The sequence below is a fragment of the Streptomyces dysideae genome, from assembly GCF_001514305.1.
GTDB classification, from domain to species: Bacteria; Actinomycetota; Actinomycetes; order Streptomycetales; family Streptomycetaceae; genus Streptomyces; species Streptomyces dysideae.
This window is the reverse complement of record NZ_KQ949080.1, coordinates 112,906-135,288: the sequence shown is the minus strand read 5'-3', so window position 1 is coordinate 135,288 and position 22,383 is coordinate 112,906. Positions and strand designations below refer to the sequence as shown.

At 68.3% G+C, this 22,383-nt stretch carries 15 protein-coding genes; 4 read left to right on the top strand and 11 right to left on the bottom strand.

Going from position 1 to position 22,383, the window contains the following annotated elements; genetic code table 11:
* Positions 1–63 precede the first annotated feature (63 nt).
* Together AQJ91_RS12515 and AQJ91_RS12510 are read right to left on the bottom strand one after the other, a co-directional pair.
* The gene (locus tag AQJ91_RS12515) at positions 64–1,080 is read right to left on the bottom strand and encodes a PLL family lectin (protein ID WP_067019778.1); all 1,017 of its coding nucleotides are present in this window, start codon (positions 1,078–1,080) and stop codon (positions 64–66) included.
* Between the two features lie 304 nt (positions 1,081–1,384).
* Entirely contained in the window at positions 1,385–1,879 is a 495-nt protein-coding gene (locus AQJ91_RS12510) for an ATP-binding protein (protein WP_067019775.1), read from the bottom strand.
* Positions 1,880–2,118: 239 nt separating this feature from the next.
* Between AQJ91_RS12510 and AQJ91_RS12505 the strand changes: the two genes are divergently transcribed.
* Together AQJ91_RS12505 and AQJ91_RS49210 are read left to right on the top strand one after the other, a co-directional pair.
* Positions 2,119–2,970 (top strand): helix-turn-helix domain-containing protein, encoded by an 852-nt coding sequence (locus AQJ91_RS12505; RefSeq protein ID WP_067019772.1) that lies wholly within the window; start codon positions 2,119–2,121, stop codon positions 2,968–2,970.
* Positions 2,971–2,974: 4 nt separating this feature from the next.
* The gene (locus tag AQJ91_RS49210; RefSeq protein ID WP_324617994.1) at positions 2,975–3,178 is read left to right on the top strand and encodes a DUF397 domain-containing protein; all 204 of its coding nucleotides are present in this window, start codon (positions 2,975–2,977) and stop codon (positions 3,176–3,178) included.
* Positions 3,179–3,219: 41 nt separating this feature from the next.
* Here AQJ91_RS49210 and AQJ91_RS53505 read toward each other — a convergent pair whose 3' ends face one another.
* The 6 genes from AQJ91_RS53505 to AQJ91_RS55455 all read right to left on the bottom strand — a co-directional run bounded on the left by AQJ91_RS53505 (position 3,220) and on the right by AQJ91_RS55455 (position 16,202).
* Positions 3,220–3,912 (bottom strand): hypothetical protein, encoded by a 693-nt coding sequence (locus AQJ91_RS53505; protein WP_159054538.1) that lies wholly within the window; start codon positions 3,910–3,912, stop codon positions 3,220–3,222.
* A 419-nt stretch (positions 3,913–4,331) separates the two neighbouring features.
* Positions 4,332–4,844: a hypothetical protein gene (locus AQJ91_RS12500; RefSeq protein WP_067019769.1), complete on the bottom strand. Its 513-nt coding sequence runs from the start codon at positions 4,842–4,844 to the stop codon at positions 4,332–4,334.
* A complete protein-coding gene (locus AQJ91_RS12495; RefSeq protein ID WP_079084857.1) occupies positions 4,834–11,772 on the bottom strand; it encodes a polymorphic toxin-type HINT domain-containing protein in 6,939 nt (2,312 codons plus the stop codon). The genes AQJ91_RS12500 and AQJ91_RS12495 overlap by 11 nt, the downstream gene beginning before the upstream one ends.
* A gap of 143 nt (positions 11,773–11,915) precedes the next feature.
* Positions 11,916–14,999, bottom strand: coding sequence for a LamG-like jellyroll fold domain-containing protein (locus AQJ91_RS12490; protein ID WP_324617993.1), 3,084 nt, complete (start codon positions 14,997–14,999; stop codon positions 11,916–11,918).
* Between the two features lie 24 nt (positions 15,000–15,023).
* Positions 15,024–16,037, bottom strand: a complete 1,014-nt coding sequence (locus AQJ91_RS57745; protein ID WP_324617992.1) for a hypothetical protein — start codon at positions 16,035–16,037, stop codon at positions 15,024–15,026.
* A 24-nt stretch (positions 16,038–16,061) separates the two neighbouring features.
* Complete coding sequence (locus tag AQJ91_RS55455; protein ID WP_234382137.1) at positions 16,062–16,202, bottom strand: hypothetical protein; 141 nt, start codon at positions 16,200–16,202, stop codon at positions 16,062–16,064.
* 213 nt (positions 16,203–16,415) lie between these two features.
* Here AQJ91_RS55455 and AQJ91_RS12485 point away from each other — a divergent pair, with 213 nt between their 5' ends.
* Positions 16,416–17,345 (top strand): NAD(P)-dependent oxidoreductase, encoded by a 930-nt coding sequence (locus tag AQJ91_RS12485; RefSeq protein ID WP_407696846.1) that lies wholly within the window; start codon positions 16,416–16,418, stop codon positions 17,343–17,345.
* 26 nt (positions 17,346–17,371) lie between these two features.
* A complete protein-coding gene (locus AQJ91_RS12480; RefSeq protein ID WP_067019761.1) occupies positions 17,372–17,746 on the top strand; it encodes a PIN domain-containing protein in 375 nt (124 codons plus the stop codon).
* A gap of 214 nt (positions 17,747–17,960) precedes the next feature.
* Here AQJ91_RS12480 and dxs read toward each other — a convergent pair whose 3' ends face one another.
* From dxs to AQJ91_RS12465, 3 genes are all read right to left on the bottom strand, one after another.
* Positions 17,961–19,889 (bottom strand): 1-deoxy-D-xylulose-5-phosphate synthase, encoded by a 1,929-nt coding sequence (gene dxs / locus AQJ91_RS12475; protein ID WP_067019757.1) that lies wholly within the window; start codon positions 19,887–19,889, stop codon positions 17,961–17,963.
* Between the two features lie 219 nt (positions 19,890–20,108).
* Positions 20,109–21,431: a sugar ABC transporter permease gene (locus AQJ91_RS12470; RefSeq protein ID WP_067019755.1), complete on the bottom strand. Its 1,323-nt coding sequence runs from the start codon at positions 21,429–21,431 to the stop codon at positions 20,109–20,111.
* Positions 21,428–22,219 carry an ATP-binding cassette domain-containing protein gene (locus AQJ91_RS12465; protein ID WP_079084856.1) on the bottom strand — a complete coding sequence of 264 codons (792 nt, stop codon included), beginning with the start codon at positions 22,217–22,219 and terminating at the stop codon, positions 21,428–21,430. The genes AQJ91_RS12470 and AQJ91_RS12465 overlap by 4 nt, the downstream gene beginning before the upstream one ends.
* Positions 22,220–22,383: the final 164 nt, after the last annotated feature.

The window sequence follows — 22,383 nt, the reverse complement described above, 5'->3', positions numbered from 1 at the left end:
TGAGATTGCCTGGACCGGCGCTGAAACAGCCGCCGTCCCTCAGACCTTGACACCTGCCGTCCCTCAGACCTCCCGCCAGGCCTCCAGCGCAAGCCCCGGCTCGTCCTTGCGTCGGCTGATGAGCAGTCGCCCCGTCGACGGGGACAACGTCGCCGCCATCACCCGGTCCTCCTCGTCCACCGTCAGCGACACCAAGGCATCCGCGGGGAGTTGGGGTCCCGACTCGGTCCACCACGCGCCCGCCGACTCCTGCTCCGTCGGATACGCCGCGAAGGCCACCCGTCCGCTCGCCGAGCGCTGGGCGAGCAACGTGCAGTCGTGGCCGTCGAGTTCACAGCGGACGGCGGAGACCCGGCTGGGGCCGGCGGAGGGGAGGACGGTGGTGGGCTTGGTGCCGGGGCGCCAGGCGCAGAGGTCTCCCGAGTCGTCCGTGTGGAAGAGCGTCGTGTCGGTGGCGGACGTCGGCAGGGCGTACAGGGTGTCCGGGCGGACCGAGGCGTCCATCGCCTCCTCCAGGGTGGGCACGGCGGCCGGTTTCTCCTGGCGCCAGTGCAGGATGCCGGCCGGGGTGGCCGCGTACAGCTCCACCAGGCCGGACTGTCCCGTCACGGCCGCCAACTCCCCTTGTACATCACCTCCCTTGAGGTCCCGCCAGGGGTCCCAGCCGCCCTTCTCCTTCTGCATCCGCATGCTCACGCCGCCGGCCTGGTTGCGGACGAAGACATGGGCGCGGCCCCGGGCGTCGACCGCGACGGCGGGCGGGCCGGTGCGGTCGCCCGTCTTGCCGGGGTGGCCGATCGGGGTCCAGTCGAGGGCGGCGAGGTGCGGGCGGAAGTGCGTGGAGTGGACCAGGCCCGCCTCGCCGGGTTTGGTGGGGCGCCATGCCGCCAGATGGGTGTAGCGGTCGGCGCCCTGGCCCACCGCGGGGCCGGGGCGCAGTCTCTGCTCGCCGCCCAGTCGGCGCGGCGGCTCCCAGGAGCCGCCCAAGGCGCGTTCCGCCCGGCACAGGACGGCGTCGTCCGTCGGCAGATAGACGCTGAGGCGGCCGTCCCGGCCGCGTATGAACCAGTCGCCGTTCACCGGTTCACTCTATTCGGGGCGGGTGGGCGCCCGCTTCCCGCCCCCTGCCCCCTGCCCCCTGCCCCCTGCCCCCTGACTGGTCAACGGCGTCGCTTCGGCATACAGATACTCGGCGGACCCGCCGAGGAGGGCTTTTCCAGTGATCATCCCCGGTAGGAGGCGGCTCCTCGGCAAGGAACGCCAGGCACTCCGCTCTCTTCCGCGCGGGAGATCCAGCCGAACAGCTTCGCTACGGTGCCTGCCCAGTAGGGGCGAGACGGCTGTGCACTATGCATAGATCCACCGAAGCGGCCCCGGAAACACGTCAGGCCGCGCTGGAAGGACGCGAGGCGGCATCCCCATCAAGTTCGCACCACAACAACTTCCCGCCCCGCCCGAAGAGGTCGTTGCCGAGAGGCCAGCCGCCCCATGCCTGCGCGTAGTGGCAGACGAGGAACAGCCCGCGCCCGCTGTCGGCCTCACCCGGTGCCACCATCGGTCGAAACGGTCGGCAGCGCTGGCCGTCGTCGAAGGGCGGCGGGATGTGCGGATTGGTGTCCCACACGCTCACGCGCAGCCGTCCTCCGCCGAGCGCACGCATCCGCAGGGCAGCGGGCCCCTTGGAGTGGCGGTAGGCGTTGGCGACCAGTTCGGAGGCCACGAGCTCGGCGGATTCGACGAGTTCGACCATGCCATGCTCGGCAAGGACCGCACGAAGGGTACGACGAGCGATACGTGCGGCGCGGGGATCGCAGGGGAGATGGAGGGCGTACGACCAGAACTCGGACGCTTCGGGCTGTGGCGGGGATACGGTGACCATGAACGCCTCCTGAAGTTAAGGGACTTGGTTCTCTCAATCCGTCCGGCCATGCAGTGGCAGTGCCGCGAGCAGGGCAGCGCGTCGTGCTTCCGGCTTACAGGCCAGGGCGGTTGAGCGGCTGACGCTATGAACGTAGAGCAGAAAGTGATAGCCCTGCTACCTTGTAAGTGATAATCCATCCCAGAATCACCCATGTGAGGGACAGGGCCCGAGCCCTGGTGAACGCGAGAGGAAGGGCAGTGCCGCCCACCAACAGCCCCACCCTGCGTCAGCGACGGCTCGGCACCGAGCTGCGCAAACTCCGCGAACACGCCGGGCTGACCTCGACCGAGGCGGCCCAGCGGCTGGGCCTGCAACAGGCACGGCTCAGCATGATCGAGGCCGGCCGATACCCCGTGAGCGCCGACCGCGTGCACGCCATCGCCCTCACCTACACCTGCCCGGACGACTCACACGTGGGAGCCCTGGCCGCCATGACAGGACGGCGCGTACGAGGGTGGTGGGACGAGTACCGCGACCACTTGCCGCCCGACCTCATCGACCTCGCCGAACTGGAGTACCACGCCACGGCGTTGAGGGTCGCCCTGGCCATCCATATCCCGGCGCTGCTCCAGACCCCGGACCACACCCGCGCCATGCTGCGCGAGGCGGTCCCCACCTTCCGCCCCCACGAGATCGAGCACCGCCTCTCGCACCGCATCAAGCGCCAGACGGCCCTGCACCGCGACAACCCCCCGCCGTACACCGCGCTGCTCCACGAAGCCGCCCTGCACATCCAGTACGGCGGCCCGAACATCGCCCGAGCTCAGCTCAGCCACCTGCTCGACCTGAACGAAGAGGACCACATCACCATCCGCATCATCCCCTACAGCTGCTCCGGATTCCCCGGAAACGGGCAGACGATCAACTACGTGCACGGCACGACCCCGCACCTCGACACCGTGCAACTCGACACCCACCACGGCTGCGACTTCCTGGACGCCCAGGCTCAGTTGACCAAGTACCGCACTATCCTCGACCGCATGGAGGCCGTCGCCCTCGAACCCTCGGCCTCACGCCACCTCATCACCAACATCATCCGGAGCCTGTGAAACAGTGGCCGCCATATCCCCATCCACCTGGCAGAAGTCGACGTTCAGCCCGGACGGCTCCGACTGCGTATATATCGCTGCCACCTCCGACGGAACGGTCCTGCTCCGCGAGAGCGACGAACCGCAAACCATCCTCACCACTGACCCACGCCAACTCGGCGCCTTGATAGCCGGCCTGCGGAGTCCGCACGACGGCTCGCCAGAATGAGGCACGTAGGTCATCTCAACCTCCAGCGCGCTGAGCCTCGGTCAAGCGATCAACCAGCTTCTCGACGGAGTCAGGCGGAAATTTCGCTTCCTCTCTTCGTATTCCATTTTATCGAATACGACAACAGTGCGCCCTACCCACACAAAGATATACTCTCTATTTGACAACAGGTCACCTCCTTCCCCCTCTCCCATCTCTATCTTGATATTGGCCCGGAAGCGAAGAGCCTCATCTCCAACATTCGGAGCATCTTCCATCTTGACTTCAAACGTGTTCTTTTTGCCATAGACCTCCGCAGAGAAGGAGGAGAAGGATTCGCATTCCTTCAACTCCTCACGAAGCCTTCGAAATACCCGCTCCGCCCCATCGTTTTCATAAGATGCGAGCGTGACATCGCCTCCCGAAAAATTTTCCCAATTGAAGTTCTGGTTCACGGCGGCGGACAAGCCGCTAGCGCGTAGCGGATACACTACCGACCGACACGCCGCAACAGAAACCGGTGGATGAGTGGGCTCACTTACAGAAAAAGGGGTCACCGATGCCACGTCACGGACTCCCGGCACCTCGCCCGCGGTGAACGTAAGCGATTTCAGCTCCTGAACATTGAGCGTCTTTCCGGGAGCCTCCGCAGGAGATCTCTCGGCCACCGCAACTTCAGCCCCCTCGGATCCCCCTCCTCCGGAACAGCCGACCAGAGAGAGGATCGCGATCCCCACCAGACCGATCGCCGACATGGCCGGAATACCCGGACCCGGACCTCTACTGAACACAAACCCTCCACAAAAGCCGCTTCGCCCCAAATTGTTGGGTGCACGTCAGGTTCCTTGCCGCTGGCTGCCCGCCCTTCAGGAACTTTCTTTCAGGGGTTGATCTTTCCGGTCTTGCCCTTGTGCTTGCCTGCCATGAAGTCTCCGTGTTCGTCGGCGTCGGCGTACCACTCCAGGCCCTTCGACGTCTCCCGACACACCTTGCCCGCTGCGTCCTTGGCCTGGTGGCGGTGGTCTGCTCCAACACCAGCCCATCGACACCGGTTCGTGCTTCTGCGACTGCCGCCGTCCGAACCGGGTCCGGCCACCCCTTGAGCAGCCCGACCCGGCACCCGAGCCCCGGCCCGGGATCTGCCCCGGGCCGGGGCTCGCGAAGACCTCCGCGATTACGATGCCTGCCGCAGCATGCGCAGCCGCTCTGCGGAGAGATGCCTGACCCGCCTGGTGCGCCCGGATTGACTCAACTGCGCCAGAACTGTCGACGAGGTCGACCCTTCCGAAGCGCGACGTTGCAGCCAGTCGGACCATTCCGAAATCTCATCGAATGTTGGAGCGTAGTCCGTTCCCGCATCTCCGCTCACGGCGTCCAGAATCCGCAGTTCACGCACGCGCAGGTCGGCCAGTGAACGCTTGTCTTCTGCCGAGATCCGTTCGGTCCAGGAAATCCTCTCGGCCTCGGGAACCCGTTCCAACATTTGCAGGACTACGGACATGGCGATCGACGGGTCAGGTTCCAGCCCAGCGATCTCCAGCAGCGGGCCCCATTGGGCCGGTGAATCCATAGCGCGCCGGTATACGTCCCAGCGGGCATGCCCGCTGGACAGGTCGACGGTCTCGCTGCCGGAGTGACGGGCAAGTTCCAGGACGACGGACTCGAAGTCCGAGAAACTAGCATCCAATGCCGCCAGCCAATCGATAAGCGGCCATGCTCTTCCTGATGGCCTTTCGAACTTCCTGCAGGTTGTTGTCGATGACGCGCTGCTGATCCTTGCTCAGCTGAATCTTGGGGTCGAGCGGCTTACCATTCTGTCCGATCTGTATACCGTCTCCCTTGATTCCCGGCCCGATCAAGTGCCCGTGTGCGGGACCGTGATCGTTGGAATAGATCTGGAACCGGTACTTTCCATCCCGGAATACCGTGCCGGAGAAGGAGCCCGGATCGTCGCTCCCTCCCGCATTATGCACGAGAACCGGCGTCTCGCCCGCCAGCACATAGTACGTGTGGGTGTCATTGATCGTGAGATCGTGCGTTCGCTGCCGCTTCTGGAACGGACGCGTGCTCTCGATCCGAACCGTGCTGCCATCGACAGTGCGCAGGGTCATGCCGGGTTTCAGCTCCCCGGCATCCACCCAGGCGCCCTCGGACGGCGACCAGAACGGGTGCGTCGTGGTGGACGTCAGCTTGGCCGTGCCCCGGGCGTGTTCCTGTGTGACGGTGAGGTCGACGAATTGCTTGTCGTCCTCGGTCACGATGGTGGCGACGACCGCGCGTATGGCGGTCTCACCGGTCGACGGGTCGGTGACAACGATCTTGTCGCCGATGCGCACCTCTTCGATGGGCTTGGTCGAACCGTCCGCCATCAGGACCTGTGTGCCCGGCGTGAAGCTGTGATTCACCAGGCAGTTGGGGACCTTCTTGGTCCCTGCCTTGATGCTCTTGAAGATGACCTTTGCGGCCTTACCGATGCCACCGGTGACGACTGCGATACCCACGTCGATGGCCGCCGCCTTGCAGGCGCTGCCGGATCCCTTGGCGCATCCGACGTAGTCGTCGACGCCCAGTACCTCGAGAATTCCGGGGCCGTTCTGGTCGCCGAACCAGCCAAGCTGTCCGACCGCCGTGCAGAAATCGGGATCTGCAGCGCCCAGGCTGCACTCCGACTTGGCCCAGCTCTGCAGGTTGTGCTGGTAGTCCAGTTGCTCGTGGTAGTAGGGGAAGGTCTCGGCGAGTTCGGCCTGGGTCGGGATGTAGGTGCCCTGGATGGTGATCGAGTCGCCCTTGGACTGGATGATGACCGGCTTCTTGCCGTAGGTGCCGTTTCTCCTGGCCTCATCGGCCATCTCGCCAGCGGCCTCGTTGCAGGAAGCATCTGACCCCGGGCAGTTGTTGGAGGTGCCGTTGATCACTCCGTCGGTGTCACCCGGGACGCCCGCGCAGATGCCGTCCGCTCCGCCACCGGGTGCCCCGTGGATGCAACCAAGACCGCTGGGATCGCTGAACGTGAGCGGGTTGTTGTTGCTGTAGGCGTAGGCGTTGAACGCCTGTGGGTCGCTCGGGTTGAGGAGCGGGTCGACGGAGATGAACCGGCCGGTCGCCGGGTCGTACTCGCGTGCGCCGATGTGCTGCAGTCCGGTGGACTCGGAGTCGTCCGTCCCGCCTAGGAATCCGGCTGTGCCGGGCCAGTTGCTGGGCCGGGTGCCGCGGATGTCGCCGAACGGAAGCGTGCGACGCTGGGTCAGCTGCTGGTCCGCGGCCTCGATCGCCAGCTGACCCGAGCCCTGGTGGTCGGCGAGGGTGAAGGCAACTGAGCCGTCGTCGTCGATCACCGCCTGGTGGCCGCCGCCGAGATCTAGGGTGCGGGTGGCCTTGGGGGTGTTGCTGCCCTTGGCCACGGTGATCTGCGTGGTGCCCAGGTAGAGCGTGGACTCCGTCGGGGTACGGGCGATGAGGCGATTGCCTCCGGTGTCGTAGAGGTATTCGGTGACCTCGTCCGCCTTGCCCTCGACTGGCTTGGTCACTTTGACCAGGTGGCCTTCGGCGTCCCAGTCGAGATCCTGGGTCGTGCCCGCGAGGGTGCGGGTCTCGGTGTTGCCGACCACGTCGTAGCCGTAGGAGTCCTGCGCGGTGCCGCCGGGCCCGGTCTGGGTCACGGAGGTCACACCGTGCGGACGTGGCGCGCCCGGCTCCGGGTATGCGTAGGTACGCACGGTGTTCTTCGCCGCGTCACCGGTGATGTCGTGCAGGGTCTCGGTACGCCGGTTGCCCACCTTGTCGTACGTGTACGAGTGCCAGTACGGCGCAGGGCCGCTGACCGTCTGCCCGGTGGGGGCCGTTGCGCAGGTGGTGGTGGCCTGGGTCCAGGCCGTGGTCATCCGGCGCAGGTAGTCGTAGTCGAAGCACTGCGTGTCGGTGCCGGAACGGGAGACGTCCGAGACGGAGAGGACGTTGCCCGCCTGGTCGTAGCGGTATGTGTTGTTGCGGTCGACGCCCGCCACGTTCTCGCGGTCCACCCGGGAGGTGGCCAGGCGCTGGGTGCCCCATTCGTAGGTGTTGGTCGCCCAGACCTTCTTGCCGCTGTTGTTGGAGAGTTCGTACTGCAGCGGCTTCCCGGTGAGGCTGTAGTTGACGGTGGCGTCCAGGCCCTGGCTGCCGCTGAGCGCGATCGGCCGGTAGGTCTGGGCCTCGTAGGTGAACGCCACTGTGGTGGCGGACAGTGCGCCTGCGGCCGGGAATCCGGTCGAGCGCACCGAGCCGTCCACGTTGTAGGCGGTGGCCGACAGATATGTGCCGGCGAGTGCGCCCTCGCTCGTGGGGATCGTCACGGTCGAGCGGAGAACCCGGTACAGCCGGTCGTAGGCGACGACCTTGCTGGTGTATGCGTTGCCGCCGACGTATCGCGTGGACTCGGCCAGGTGGCCCTTCGCACCGCTGATGGTGTCGTAGACCCATTTGGCGCGGAGTGTCCCGGTGGCGCTGTTCTCCCGCAACTCGGTTTGCCGGCCGAGGCCGTCGCAGACGTGGTAAAGGTCCGTGTTCCGGTCGTCGGAGACGGAGGTGAGCTGACCGTGGTCGTCGTACGTGCTGGAGCCGGCGCCCTTGTCCGGGTCGGTCGTGTCCGTGAGACGGCCGAGCAGGTCGTAGGTGTAGGTCCAGCTGTTGCCGGCCAGGTCGGTCAGCTTCGCCAGCTCGCCGCGCGGGGTGTAGTCGTAGCGGGTGGTGTCGTACGCGGCGTCCGCGGACCGTGCGTGGTGCTGGCGCAGTTCGGTCGTCTGCCCGCGGGCGTCGGTGACGGTGGTGGTCGCGGTGCCGCCCTCCGGGGGGATGACCGTGGTGCGGTCGCCGCCGTAGATGCTGCGGGTGGTGCCCAGCACCGTGCCGCCGTCGCCGTTGCCCGCGATCTGCTCGGTCACGGTCGGGCGGCCCATGCCGTCGAAAGTGGTGCGGGTCTGTGTCTCGACGGAGAGCGCGTCAGCGGGCTTGAAGAGCGTCTGTGAGGGCGCGCCCGTGGAGTAGTAGGGCGCGAAGGTCTTGGCGGTCAGTCCGCGCTCGTCGTAGAAGGCGTCCGACAGGAGCCGTCCGCCGGCCGGCCCTGGAACCTGAGTCTGGCGCTCCCTCAGGAACCCGTCGTAAAGGGTGTACGAGGCGACCTGGGTGCCGTTGGTGCCGAGTCCCTTCGTGACGACGGCGACCGGCTGGCCGTCGGTGACCAGGTAGTCGAACTCGTAGCTGGGTGTAAGCGTGGTCTGCCAGTCGGCGAGCCAGACCTTCTTGGACCGGCCGAGCGCGTCATAGGTGAAGGTTGTGACCTTCCCGTTGGCATCGGTCTGGGTCAGCGGCAGCCCGCGCAGCAGATCGTGGGTGGCGGAGCTGCCCAGGGCCGTGGTCGCATCCCCGGCCTTCGCCGGCGGTGTGGTCGTCGTCGTCTTCGTGACGAATCCGGTGGTCGGTGTGCGCTCTGTGGTGGTGGTACGGCCGTCGGTGCGCGGGGTCCGCACGGGCGCGGACGTGCCCGTCACCGTGACGGTCGCCGTCAGGTCGGTGCTGGTGAGCACCCGTCCGTAGGAGTCGAAGGTGGCTCCGGACTCCAGGTAGGTGGCCGTGGTGCCGTCGTGCTTCTTCAGCAGGGCCGTGGCCGTGGCGTCGCCCTTGGTCGGGGCCGCGCCGTAGGCGCCTCCGTCGTAGGCCGAGCGAACGTCGGAGATGACGTCCTTGGCACGGTCGACGGGGTCGGCGCAGGACTTGGCGACCGTCTCGACCCGCTCGGGCAGGTTGAGGATGTTGACGGTGCTGTTGGTGGCGTAGGTGGTGCGGGTGCAGCGGTTGTCCGCCGCGGTGGAGTTGTCGCCGAAGTCGTTGACCTCAGTGACCCGGCCCGCCACCGTGTCGTACGAGGTGGAAGTAGAGGTGGTCCGCCAGGACGTTCCCGCCCCGTCGTCCAGGGACGTCCACGATTTGGTGTGTCCGATGCCGGTGAAGTTGGCGGTGACCGTGCCCCAGTCGCGGGTCTTCTTCGCGGTCTGGTGGTACCAGGGACGGTTCACCGTCTTGGTGAGGACCCGCCCGCCGTTGCCGGAGTAGCCGACCGTCTTGTAGGCGGTGCCGGCGAAGGCCTCATGATCGGTGATTGGGTCGCCTTCGCCTTCGCCGAGGGTGAAGGTGACGTTCTTGGTGCCGCCGGTCGAGGTTTCGCGGTCGCCGTCCATGCCGCGAAGGAAGTACGAGTCGCTCTGCGACTTCATGGCCGCGTCGCCGCCCTGGCCGCCGGTCTTGACGCGCACGTGCCCGTAGCCGCGCCACTGGGACCAGGTCTTGAATTTCTCCTTGGTCAGACCGTCGTCATCGTCGTAGTGCCAGGCGGCCGGGCCCAGGTACTCGTACGCGGTGACCTGGTCGGGCGCGCCACCGGTGCGGTCGGTGGCGGTGACGGACTTGACGACGTACTTGTTGAACCAGTGGCGCTCGGGGTCCTCTGTGGAGCTGCCGCCGATGTGCTGCGGGAAGCAGCGCGTGGTGTTGGTCTGCGGGGTGGGCAGCGCGGCCCAGTCGCAGGCGGGCGCCGAGTAGTTGACGTCGATCTGGCCGCCGTACTCGTCGGCGATCGTGGACAGCCGGGACTTGATGAACGGGGCGAAGCCGTCACCGGTCTTGTCGAGCCGGTTCTCCAGTTGGGTGTAGCTGAAGGTGGTTTTCGGCAGAGTGATCGCGGGCGTGGCGGTGTGGCCGGTGTGCTGGACCGAGTCGAGCAGTAGCTGGTAGTCGATGTCCGCCATGCCCCAGCGGTGGGTCAGCTTCCAGGAGTCGACGTTCTGGTATGCGCCGGCGGAGTCGAGGACCTGCGTGGTCACGTCGGTGAGGCGCTTGCGCGTCCAGAAAGTGGGCGAGAGGCGGCCCTGGTCGCAGTCTGTGCCCTCGGCGCAGTTGAGGTCCCAGGGAGTGTCGTACCAGTACGCGGAGTCCGTGCTGATGGACGAGCAGGTGGTCTGGGCGTTCGGCAGGCAGCGCTCGGCGTTGGTGAAGACGACCTTCGCGAGCGCCGGCGTGCCGTACATGGACGACGACTTGAGGCCGTACTGGATCTCGTCGAGGTGGCCGCCGCGGATGTAGCGGGTGTCGTCGGTGGCCTTCAGGTTGCGGCCGTAGGAGTTCTTCTCCTGGGTGTAGTAGTACGCGACGGCGTTGCCGCGCGGGTCGACGACGTAGTCGAGGTTCCAGCGCCAGGCCTGCTGGCACCAGGAGTCGGCGAAGGTGGTCGCGTGGCACGGCTCGTTCGTGTCGTCGCCGAAGACGGGGGTGGTCCAGGCGGAGTCCGTGGTCTTCTTGCCGTCGGCCCAGCCGGGCAGCCGGTGGTAGCCGAAGTAGTAACGCACGCCGTCGGGGTCGGTGAGCCGCCAGTACTCGCCGTTGTCGTCGCCGTTGCCGCGGTTGGTGGAGGTCAGCCGCGCGATGCGGGTGCCGTCGTCCAGGCGGAGTTTGAACTCGTTGGCCGTGCCGGTGGGAACGAGCTCGCCGCCCTTGCCGTTGAAGCTGATGAAGGCGTTGTCGTAGCCCCAGCACAGGTCGCCGGGCTTTAGGCCGTCGCTGTTCTCGACCCCGTCGTCGGCGCACGGCTTGTAGCGGCGCTCGATGTAGCCCGGCCACATGTCGAAGCCGCTGCCGATCCAGGAGGACTGGTTGTTGGTCTCGCTGGTGCGGCCGTCGACCGAGCCGGAGGAGTAGCCGATGCCGATGCTCGGCTTCAGTCCGCCGGGCACCTCGGGGACGCCCATGCCGTAGGACCAGGCGAAGTCACCGGTGTTGAGGTTGGTCTGCCAGGTCGCGGACGGGGCGAGCGTGGTCGCCTTGTAGTCGCCGGTGGCCGCGCCGTCGTCCGCCATCGCGGCGAGCACGGTCGGCTGCGCGGTGCCGAGCCGTACGGAGGGGGCGGTGACGGTGCCGGTCTCGGTGTCGTTCACAGTCTCGACGGGCGTCCGGGTACGGCACTTGGCCAGCTCCGGCGTCTTCAGGACGCAGGCCGGCAGCCGCACCAGCGTGAGCCGGGCGCCGTAACCGCCGCCGTACGCCTGTGCGATGTCGCGGTAGTCCACGCGTACTTGGGCGGCGCCGTCGGTGAAGTTCTTGCGCTCGGGGGTGAGCTTCATGAGCAGGCCGTCGATCGAGGCCCGCTGAGTCTGCTTGCGCCCGGCCAGCTCGACCTGCACGGCGCCGACGGCGCCGCGCGACTTGGCCGCGCCGATGGAGACCGGCAGTTTCCCGGCCTTCACCAGCGCAGGGCTCTTCGTGCCTTTCGCGATCTTCGCGCCCGTCGGCGTCCCGGCGAGCCTCACATGGCCCGAACCCGCCCCGGGCCACTGGGCCTTGGGAGCGGTCCGCGGGGTCCGCGGTCCGCGCTCCACCGTGCGGGGCCTCACCTTCTTGGTCGCGGAGCCGGCCACGGGCCGCTCCGCCTTCGGCAGAGCCGGCCGACCCCGCCCGTCGTCCGCCCTGGCTCCCGCGTTCTCGGGGCTGGCGACCCCTTGGAGCAGTGTGGCGATCAAGACGACTCCGGAAGCCAGTGCGGTCTTCCGTCTCCATCGGGCTGACCGGCCCGTTTGTGCCGTATCCCTCATCGTTCCCCTCGGATTCGCTCGCGCAGGAGTGCGTGAGACTCGTGTGAATGCTCGTGTGAAGCCGGTGGCGGCCCGTGCCGGAGCCGGGCCGCAACGCGGTGCCGGCCCGTACGCCGATGGCGACGGGCCGGCACCGTTCCCGGTCAGTCCGTGCCGGGTACCTCGGTGGCGACTCCCCACATGCCCAGCGACAGATGGGAGATCTGAGAATCGCTCAGCGTGCCTTGGAAGACCCACACGTCGTCGACGGCGCCGGGCCAGTACTCGCCCCACGTTCCCGCCGTCCTGGCCCGGCCGATCTGCAGCCCGCCCGTGGCCTTGTACGACAGGACGTTCTCGGACCGCGACAACCGGTCGGCGCAGGTGGTGTCGTCGGACTCGCCGTCACCGTCCACGTCCGCGCAGGCGACCTCCTCCAGCTGCCCGTTCACATAGAGCCGGGCCTCCTTGGTGAAGCCGTCGTACGCGAGCGCCAGATGGTTCCAGTCCCGTGCGTCGTAGAACTGATGGTTCTCGACGCGTACGACCGCGGCGTCCGCCGAGTCGGAGTCCGGCATCGAGATCTGCCAGCGCCCGGCGCCCGTGTCCGCGGGTACGTGCCGAATGGCGAAGGCGCTGTTGGAGGCGCCCGGCGCGCTCAGCACAGCAGCGCTGCGGGTCGGGACACCGGCCGACGTGACCCAGCCCATCACCGTGAAGCTGGCGCCCGTGTCGATGACAGGCGTGGCGGTCGCCGCGTAGTCATCGACGCCGTCCAGTTCCAGCGCGCCGCTGTCGACCCAGCCGAGTCCGGTCTGCGCACCGCCGCCCACGGTCAGCGCCCTGTTCTCGGCGGGGGCGTCCGGGCTGGTGGCCGGGGTGCCGGTGGTCACCTCGTCCAACAGCCAGCGGCCCTTGACCAGCGGCCGCTGCCGGAACAACTGCCGGATCTCGTCGGCGGAGACCGGCCGGTCAAACAGGCGCACGTCGTCGATCTGTCCGGAGAAGAACGAGCCGGGCTGGCCGTCGTAGGAGCCCGCGCCGATCTGCACAGCGCCGCCCGCGTACCAACCTGCCTGCAGGGCCGTCTCCCCGGCCTTGACCCCGTTGACGTACAGGGTGAGCTTGTTGGCGACGGTGTCGTGCACACCCACCAGGTGGGTCCATGTGTCGCCGTAGGCGGTCTGCCCGTCGGCCTGCATCGCCCGGATCGGTGTGGCGCTCGAGGAGTCGGCCGAGTACTGGTTGACCGCCCACCGGTCGAACGCCTTGGAGTAGTACAACTCCAGCCCCGGCCGGTACGTGCCCGCCTGGGTCACGACGACCGCGGCGTGGTCGGGCTTGGTCCTGGGCAGTTTCGCCCAGGCGGAAACCGCGAAGCTGCGCTGGTTGTTCAACAGCGGCCGCCCGGTGGTGGCGTAGTCGTCCGCCCCGTCCAGCGTCAGCGCCTTGCCCGCGATGCCGGGCTGCCCCGGGGCAGCGCCGCCGGAGAACGTCGCGGACGGTACCTCCGCGGCGCCCGTCACCACGGTCGTGGGGTTGCCTTCGCTGTCCGTAACGAGCTCGTCCAAGGGGAACACCGCCCTCGCGGGACGGCCCGAGATGAGCGACTCCTTGCCGTACAGCCGGGTCACCTCGCCGGCCGACACCGGCTTGTCGAAGATCTGCACCTCGTCGATCGCCCCAGGGAAGAACGACCCCGGCTGCCCGCTGTAGGAACCGGCGCCGATCTGCAGACCACGCCGCGCGTCCCACGCCGAGCTGTACGTCGTGGTCCCCGCCAGCGCCCCGTTGACGTACAGCTTCAGCTCATCGCTGCTCGCGCTGTAGCTGCCCACCAGGTGCGTCCACTCGCCGGCCTTCACACCACCCGCCGATGCCTGCATGGCCCGTGCGATGCCCGCGCCCGTGGTGTCGGCCGTGTACTGGTTGAACACCCACCGGTCGTACGCCTTCGAGTAGTACAGCTCGAAGCCCGGCGCGTGGTTGCCCGGCTGCGCCGCGACGATCGCCGCATGGTCCGGCATCGCCGACAGCTTCGCCCACGCCGAGACGGCGAACCCGGTCGAGGTGTCCACCGTGGGGATGTCAGTGACCACGTAGTCGTCAACCCCGTCGAACGACGCCGCCATCCCCTTGGCCCCGGCCACGCCGGGTGTCACACCGCCGCGCAATTCGGCGGTGCGCTCCGGCGCCGATCCCTGGGCTGCGCTCGCCCCGGCAGCGTCGTCCAGCTGCCACGTCGCCCGCTCCGGCTGTCCGGCCTTGACCCGGAACCGATACCCGGCAGCCTCCGACACGTTGCCTGCCGAATCGACGGAGGAGACGTACAGAGTGTTGGGACCGACCTTGGGCGGCAGCAGTGCGACGGTCCTGGCCGCGCCGCCCGACGTCGTGATCGTGTTCGCCGACGACGGATCGACGTTGACGCCGTACCAGTACTTGGTCACGTCGCCGTCAGCGGCCTTCATCTCGAACGACCCGTACTTGCCGATGCCGTCGTACCACGGGTCGTTCGGGTCCTCCGGATCCGAGAACGGGTACTCGCCCGACGCGACCGTCGGTGCCTCGGGCACATCGGTGTCGTAGACGAAGTAACAGCCGGTCGGGTCACCGGCGTACGACCACGGCGAGTAGTTGCCCTCGCCCACGCTGTCCGTGTCCCGGACCCGCGCGTACCAGTGCACCTGCTTGTTCGGTGTGATCGACGAGGGCAGCGCGATCGAGAAGCTGGAGCCCGACTTCTTGTACCTCGTCAGCGGCGGCTTCCAGCGGGCGATGAGTCCCTTGCCGTCGCCCGCGTCCCACTTGGCCTGGAACTGCACGGCGACCTGGTCGCCGTCGGGGTCAGTGACGCTGTCCGCGTAGATCTGGCCCAGAGTGTGGACGCGTGCCTGGACGGAGGGCCTCTTGCAGGTGCCGCCGTACTGCATCGTCAGCTGCGACATCTTGAGCTGGGGCGGCGGACGGTTGTACTTGACCCGCAGGAACGCGTCGTCCGAGAAACGCTTCCAGCCGTACTCGTCCGTCTCACTGGACGCCTTCAGACCGAAGGTCATCGTCGACCACTTGCCGTTCGCGGCCTGCTGCACCGCGGACTGCACGTCGAACTCCGCGTCCTTGGTGGCGCAGCCGTCGTAGCCGTACGCGAAGCTCCCCGTCCTGAGGTGGTCGATCCAGAAGCTCGAGTCGTCCTGGGAGTTCCAGGTGGTCGACGAGCTGATGCCCTTCGTACGCCACAGCTGCACACCGCGGGCCGAGCAGGACGCCGATCAGGTATTGCGCACGACGAACTCGGCGGACAGGATGCGCCGGCCCGCGAACTTGGAGACGGGGATGCGGTAGAAGAGCCGCTTGGTGTCGTACGGCTTGCAGTAGTACCAGCCGCAGTAGCCCATGCCGGCGGTGGACTCGCCGTTGAACTTCCACTGCGGCGCCGACGCCCAGTACTTCGACACCATCGTCCACGCGGACGGCTTGGGCGAGTACCACTGCGGGTCGATGAAGACGGGGTACTGCGTGTCGGGGCCCTTCAGGACGTCCGCGTCCGGCTTGAGCACCAGCTCGCGGCCCTCGGCCGGAAGCTCCACACCGACGGGCGCAAGCTTTCCGGACTCACCGGCGCCGGGCTCGCCCCCCTCGGTGGCTCCGTCGCCGGATGCGAGGGCGGTGGTGCTAAGGGCGGACTCGGCGGATCCGGACGCCGCGCTGTTCTCGGCGGTCGGATCCGCAGCGGCCGTCTTGCCGGGGCTGGAGTCCCACATGACAGGCTTGGGAGCCTCGAACACCGCGCTCCCGGCGCCTTCGTCGACCGCTTCCAGACCGCCAGACGCCGTCTCGCGCACGTCAAGCCCCTGGGCGGACAGCTTCAGACGCAACTCGGCGAGCTCCGGATTGGCCGCCGCCTCGGCCGACTTGACCACGAGCAGCTGGGTGAAGCCATCCTCCTGAGCACCCATGCGCAGATCCACGTCCGGGAGGACGTTCCGGTAGGTCGCGGTGTCCCCGTCGAGTTCGGGGGCCGGAAGTTTCGTCGGCCAGGACAGGGCGAGTTCACGTCCGGCGCGTTCCATGCGCACCAGGGGCGCATCACCGCCGCCGGAGAACTCCAGCTGTACCGTCGTAGCCCTGGGCGCGACCGTGCCGTCGGCGCTCTTCGCCAGGCCGGTGTCGATCGGCTTCCATGCGCCGTCCACCCGCGCGCGTACGGGACGCAGATGCTCCCGCGCTTCGAGATTGCCGTCCGGTGTCGCATACACCTCGCTGCTCTCGCTGCGCAGCGACACGATCTCCACATCCGTGCCGGTCCGCTAGGCCTCCGTCAGCGCTTCGGCCTCGGTCAACGGGCTGGCATCCGAGGCCGGTTCGCCCGTCACCTGCGGCGTCGATGCTGGCCCGGCAGTCGCCGCCGCGGGCGGCAGACCCATGACCATGCCGACACTCAGCGCCACGGACAGCGCCCCTCCCGCGACACGTCTTCGCAGCTTGGCCCCTGTGTTCACACACCCCACCCGCCATATGAAGATTTAAAAAGGCAGCTGGGACAGTACTTGGCGGAAGTGTGATGTTGCTAGGGACAAGTTCAGGTATACGGACACCATCTTCCGTGTGATCAAGTGAGCTTGAGCACACCCCCACGGTGATGGAGTGGGAGATGTTGATCAATGACCGTTTGTTCCGCGCGAGACCAGGAAGTCGACATCATGACCGACAAGCTGACCGTGGCCGTCCTGGGCACCGGCATCATGGGCGCCGCGATGGCCCGCAACCTCGCCCGCGCCGGACACACCGTCCAGGCCTGGAACCGCACCCGCGCCAAGGCCGAACCGCTCGCCGCCGACGGCATCACCGTCGCCGCCACGCCCGCCGAGGCGGTGACCGGCGCCGACGTCGTCCTGACCATGCTCTACGACGGTCCCGCCACCCTGGACGTGATGCGCGAGGCGGCTCCCGCGCTGCGGTCCGGGACCGCGTGGGTGCAGTCGACCACGGCGGGACTCGACGGGATCGAGGACCTGGCCGGCTTCGCCCGCGACCACGGCCTGCTCTTCTACGACGCCCCGGTCCTGGGCACCCGCCAGCCCGCCGAGGCCGGTCGGCTGACCGTGCTGGCCGCGGGGCCGGAGACCGGCCGGGCCACGGTCACGCCGGTGTTCGACGCGGTGGGCGCCCGTACGGTGTGGACCGGCGACGACGGCGCGGCCGGCACCGCGACCCGGCTCAAGCTGGTCGCCAACAGCTGGGTCCTCGCGGCGACCACCGCGACCGGCGAGGTGCTGGCCCTGTCCCGGGCGCTCGGCGTCGACCCCGACAGCTTCTTCGAGCTGATCGCCGGCGGCCCGCTCGACATGGGCTACCTGCGCGCCAAGGCGGGCCTGGTCCTCGACGACCAGCTCTCCCCCGCCCAGTTCGCGGTCGCCACCGCCGCCAAGGACGCCCGCCTCATCGTCGAGGCCGGCGCGCGCAACGGCGTACGCCTGGACGTGGCCGCCGCGAGTGCCGAGCGCCTGGAACGGGCGGCCGCGCAGGGCCACGCCGACGAGGACATGGTCGCCGCGTACTTCGCCAGCTACGACGAGAAGCCGACGGACTGATCCCGCGTCCGTGCGACCCTTGCCCCATGACTGAGAACGTCCCGCTGCTCGTGATCGTCGACGCCGCGAACGTCGTCGGGTCGGTGCCCGACGGGTGGTGGCGGGACCGGCGGGGGGCCGCCGAGCGGCTGCGGGACCGGTTGGCGGCGGACGGGGTGCCGGGGCGTACGGGGCCCGTGGAGATCGTGCTGGTGGTGGAGGGCGCCGCCCGTGGGGTGGAGTCGGTGCCGGGGGTACGGGTGGAGTCGGCGGCCGGCAGCGGGGACGACCACATGGTCGACCTGGTGGCACGGGCCGACTGCCACCCGTGTCTGGTCGTGACGGCGGACCGGGAACTGCGGCGCCGGGTCGGGGAGTTGGGGGCGGAGGTGGCGGGACCGCGTACGGTGCGCCCGCGCTGAGGTCTGCCGGGAGATCAGGCCGGAGGAAACCTGCGGCAACGTCGCTGATCTTCGTACCGGCGGCCGTGTACAGCCCGCCCGCGCTGGACCAGCACTCGGCGTCGGCGTGGTCGCGGGTGAGGTCGGCGCGGATGCCGCGCGGTGCAGATGCACGCGAAGGGGCCGGTTCGCCACCGCAGGGGGTGGCGAACCGGCCCATCCGGCCTTGCCTTACTCAGTCGCGCGCGGGCTCCACCGAGTCGACCTCGGCCGCCGTGCGGTCGAACCGGCCGTCCAGCCTGGAGACCAGCCCGGTGACCTGGCGGGCGATGTCGGGCGCGGTCAGTCCGATCTCGGCCAGCACCTCGGCGCGGGAGGCGTGGTCGAGGAAGCGCGGCGGGATGCCGAAGTCGCGCAGCGGGACGTCGACACCGGCGTCCCGCAGGGCCTGCGCGACCGTCGAGCCGACGCCGCCGACGCGGGAGTTGTCCTCGACGGTGACGACCACGCGGTGCCGCTCGGCGAGCGGGGCCATGGCCTCGTCGACGGGCTTGACCCAGCGCGGGTCGACGACGGTGGTGGAGATGCCCTGCTTGTCGAGGAGGGACGCGATCTCCAGGCACATGGGCGCCAGCGCGCCCACCGAGACGAGCAGCACGTCGGGCGTGTCCGTGCCCGGCTCGCGCAGCACGTCCATGCCTCCCACCCGTCCCACGGCGGGTACGGCGGGGCCGACGGCGCCCTTGGAGAAGCGGACCACGGTCGGCGCGTCCGTGACGTCGACGGCCTCGCGCAGCTGGGCCCGGACCTGGTCGGCGTCACGCGGCGCGGCCAGCCGCAGGCCGGGCACCACCTGGAGGATCGACATGTCCCACATGCCGTTGTGGGAGGCGCCGTCGGTGCCGGTGATGCCGGCCCGGTCCAGTACGAACGTCACCCCGCACTTGTGGAGGGCGACATCCATGAGGACCTGGTCGAAGGCACGGTTGAGGAAGGTGGCGTACACCGCGAACACCGGGTGCAGCCCGCCCGTGGCGAGGCCGGCCGCGGAGACGGCGCCGTGCTGCTCGGCGATGCCGACGTCGTAGACCCGCTCCGGGAAGGCCCTGGCGAACTTGTCGAGCCCGACCGGCTGCAGCATGGCCGCCGTGATGGCGACGACGTCCTCCCGCTCCTTGCCGAGCTTGACCATCTCCTCGCCGAAGACGGACGTCCAGTCGGCGCCGGAGGAGGCGATCGGCAGGCCCGTGTCGGGGTGGATCTTGCCGACGGCGTGGAAGCGGTCGGCCTCGTCCTGGAGGGCGGGCTGGTAGCCGCGGCCCTTCTCGGTGAGGCAGTGCACGATGACCGGGCCGCCGAAGCGCTTGGCGCGGGCCAGCGCGGACTCCATGGCCTCGATGTCGTGGCCGTCGATGGGGCCGACGTACTTCAGGCCGAGGTCCTCGAACATGCCCTGGGGCGCGATGAAGTCCTTGAGGCCCTTCTTGGCACCGTGGAGCGTCTCGTAGAGCGGCCTGCCCACGACGGGGGTCCGCTCCAGCACCTCCCTGGTGCGGGCGAGGAACCGCTCGTACCCGTCCGTGGTCCGCAGCGTCGCCAGATGGTTGGCGAGGCCGCCGATGGTCGGGGCGTAGGACCGTTCGTTGTCGTTGACGACGATGACCAGCGGGCGGTCCTTGGCGTCGGCGATGTTGTTGAGCGCCTCCCAGGCCATACCGCCGGTGAGAGCGCCGTCACCGATCACGGCGACCACGTGGTCGCCGCGTTTCAGCACCTGGTTGGCCTTCGCGAGACCGTCGGCCCAGCCGAGGACCGTGGACGCGTGCGAGTTCTCGATGACGTCGTGCTCGGACTCGGCCTGCGAGGGGTAGCCGGACAGGCCGCCCTTCATCTTCAGCTTGGAGAAGTCCTGACGGCCGGTGAGCAGCTTGTGGACGTAGGACTGGTGGCCGGTGTCCCAGAGCACCCTGTCCTTGGGCGATTCGAAGACCCGGTGCAGGGCGATGGTCAGCTCCACCACACCGAGGTTGGGGCCGAGGTGGCCGCCGGTCTTGGAGACGGCGTCGACGAGGAAGGTCCGGATCTCCTCTGCCAGCTGGTCCAGCTGCTCCAGGCTGAGCCGGTCCAGATCACGCGGTCCCCTGATGCGGGTCAGCAGCGGCACCCGTGCCTCCTTGCAGTAGAGCTGTTCGAGCTGTTGCCGGGCTTGTCGAGTCTAATGTTCCGCCTTTGCGCCCGGCGCCCGGGCGGTGCGTCATACGTCACGCGATCGGCTGTACCCAAGATGTGCCTGTCCTACGACACACCTGTTGCCCGGTACCCATTCGGCACCGGGCAACAGTCACGCCCTCAGGGGCGCGGGGAACTGCGCGACCAGCTGCGTCTAGGCGCGTCCAGCGGCCTTCTGACTCTTACGAGAGACGGAGTCGATAACGACCGCACCCAACAGCACCGCACCGGTGATCATGTACTGGATCGACGTGTTCATGTTCAGCAGATCCAGACCGGTCTGGATCGACTGGATCACCAGCATGCCGAGCAGCGCCGACCACACGGTTCCGCGCCCACCGAAGAGGCTCGTACCGCCGATGACCGCCGCCGCGATCGCCAGCATCAGCGTGTTGCCGCCACCGGCGTTCAGCGTCGCACTGGCCGTCTGCCCCGCGAAGAACATGCCACCGACCGCCGCGAACCCACCGGCGATGGCGAACACGGTGATCCGGATCATCGGCACGTTGATACCGGCACGGCGAGCCGCCTCGATGCCGCCGCCGACCGCGAAGACCTTACGGCCGTACGTGGTGCGCCGCAGCACGAAGTCGACGATCACCAGCGCCGCGAGGAAGATCACCAGCGCGTTGGAGACACCCGAGGCGTTGTTCAGCACGGCCGCAGCGAGGAAGGACGCCACGGCGAGCAGCCCGACCCGCAGCAGGATCTCGCTGGTGGGCCGGAACGGCACCCCCGCGGCACGGCGGCGGCGCTGCTCGGTGAACGAGCCCACGGCCATGGACGTCACACCGAGGCCGGCCAGCACGTAGGCGCCGATGATGGCCTGGTCCATGAAGAAGGAGTTCTGGCCGAGCAGGTGCACCGGGCCGGAGTCGGACGGGATGTTGATGGTGCCGCTCGAGCCGAGCAGCCACAGCATCAGACCGTTCCAGCCGAGGAAGCCGGCGAGTGTCACCACGAACGCCGGCACGCCGATTTTCGCGAAGAACCAGCCGTGCAGCGCACCGATGCCGATGCCCGTCAGGATGGTCAGGAACAGGGACAGCCAACCGTTCATGGTGTGGTCGACCACGAACACCGCGAACAGTGTGGACGCCAGACCGCTGACCGAGCCGACGGACAGGTCGATCTCGCCGAGCAGCAGCACGAACACCAGGCCGATGGCGATCATGCCGGTGGCGGAGAGGAAGTAGCTGATGTTCGACAGGTTGTCGGCGCTGAGGAAGCGGTCGTTCTTCAGCTGGAAGATCGTCCAGATGACGATCAGTCCGATGACGACCGGCAGCGAGCCCAGCTCACCGCCCTTCGTCTTGCGCTTGAACTCGGTCCAGTAGCCCTTGAAGCCCTCTTCGCGGACCAGCAGACGCGGGTCGACGACGGCCACCGCGGCGGCCGTGGGATCGTCGGCGGGGGCCACGGTGGACTGGGTCTCCACCACGCCTTCCGTCTTCTCGACCTTGGACGTGTCGCTCACTGTGCCGCCTCCGTGCTGTGCCGCCCCGCACGGCGGGTCACGGCGTTGTCCGTGGCACCGGTGATCGCGGCGATGATCTCTTCGTGGCTGGTGTCCTTCACGGAGAAGGCACCGTTGTTCCTGCCCAGGCGCAGGACGTGGACCATGTCCGCGACCGCCTTCACATCGGCCATGTTGTGGCTGATGAGGATGACGCCGAGGTCGCGCTCGCGCAGCCGCTCGACCAGGTCGAGGACCTGCGCGGTCTGTTCGACGCCGAGGGCGGCGGTGGGCTCGTCGAGGATGACGACCTTGGGGTCGCCGATCAGCGCACGGGCGATGGCGACGACCTGACGCTGACCACCGGAGAGGCTCGCGATCGGGATGCGTACGCTCGGGATGCGGATGGAGAGCGTGCTCAGCAGTTCGCGCGCGTTCTTCTCCATCGTCACCTCGTCGATGACGCCGTGGTGCAGCAGTTCACGTCCGAGGTAGAGGTTGCCGACCACGTCGAGGTTGTCGCACAGGGCGAGGTCCTGGTAGACGGTCGCGACGCCGAGTCCCTGTGCGTCGTGCGGCTTGTTGATGCTGACCGGGTTGCCCTGCCACTCGATGACGCCCTCATCGATGGGGTGGACACCCGCGATCGTCTTGACCAGGGTTGACTTTCCTGCGCCGTTGTCGCCCACCAGGGCGACCACTTCTCCGGCGTGGACCTCCAGATCGACATCGGTGAGTGCCTGGACCGCACCGAATCGCTTGGAGACTCCGCGCAACGCCAACACGGGCGTAGCGGACACGTGAACCATCTCCTTCGCCGCCTGACCGGCGGGGTCCCGCGCTTGGGGTAGGGCGCGGAGGGATGTGCGAAACGCACAAGGTTTACAGGATGAACATGCGTGAAGCCGCTGCGCTTGGCAACGGTTCCGTCCGACGCCCGCCCCGGCAGCGGGGTCTGAGGGCCAGGGCGGGC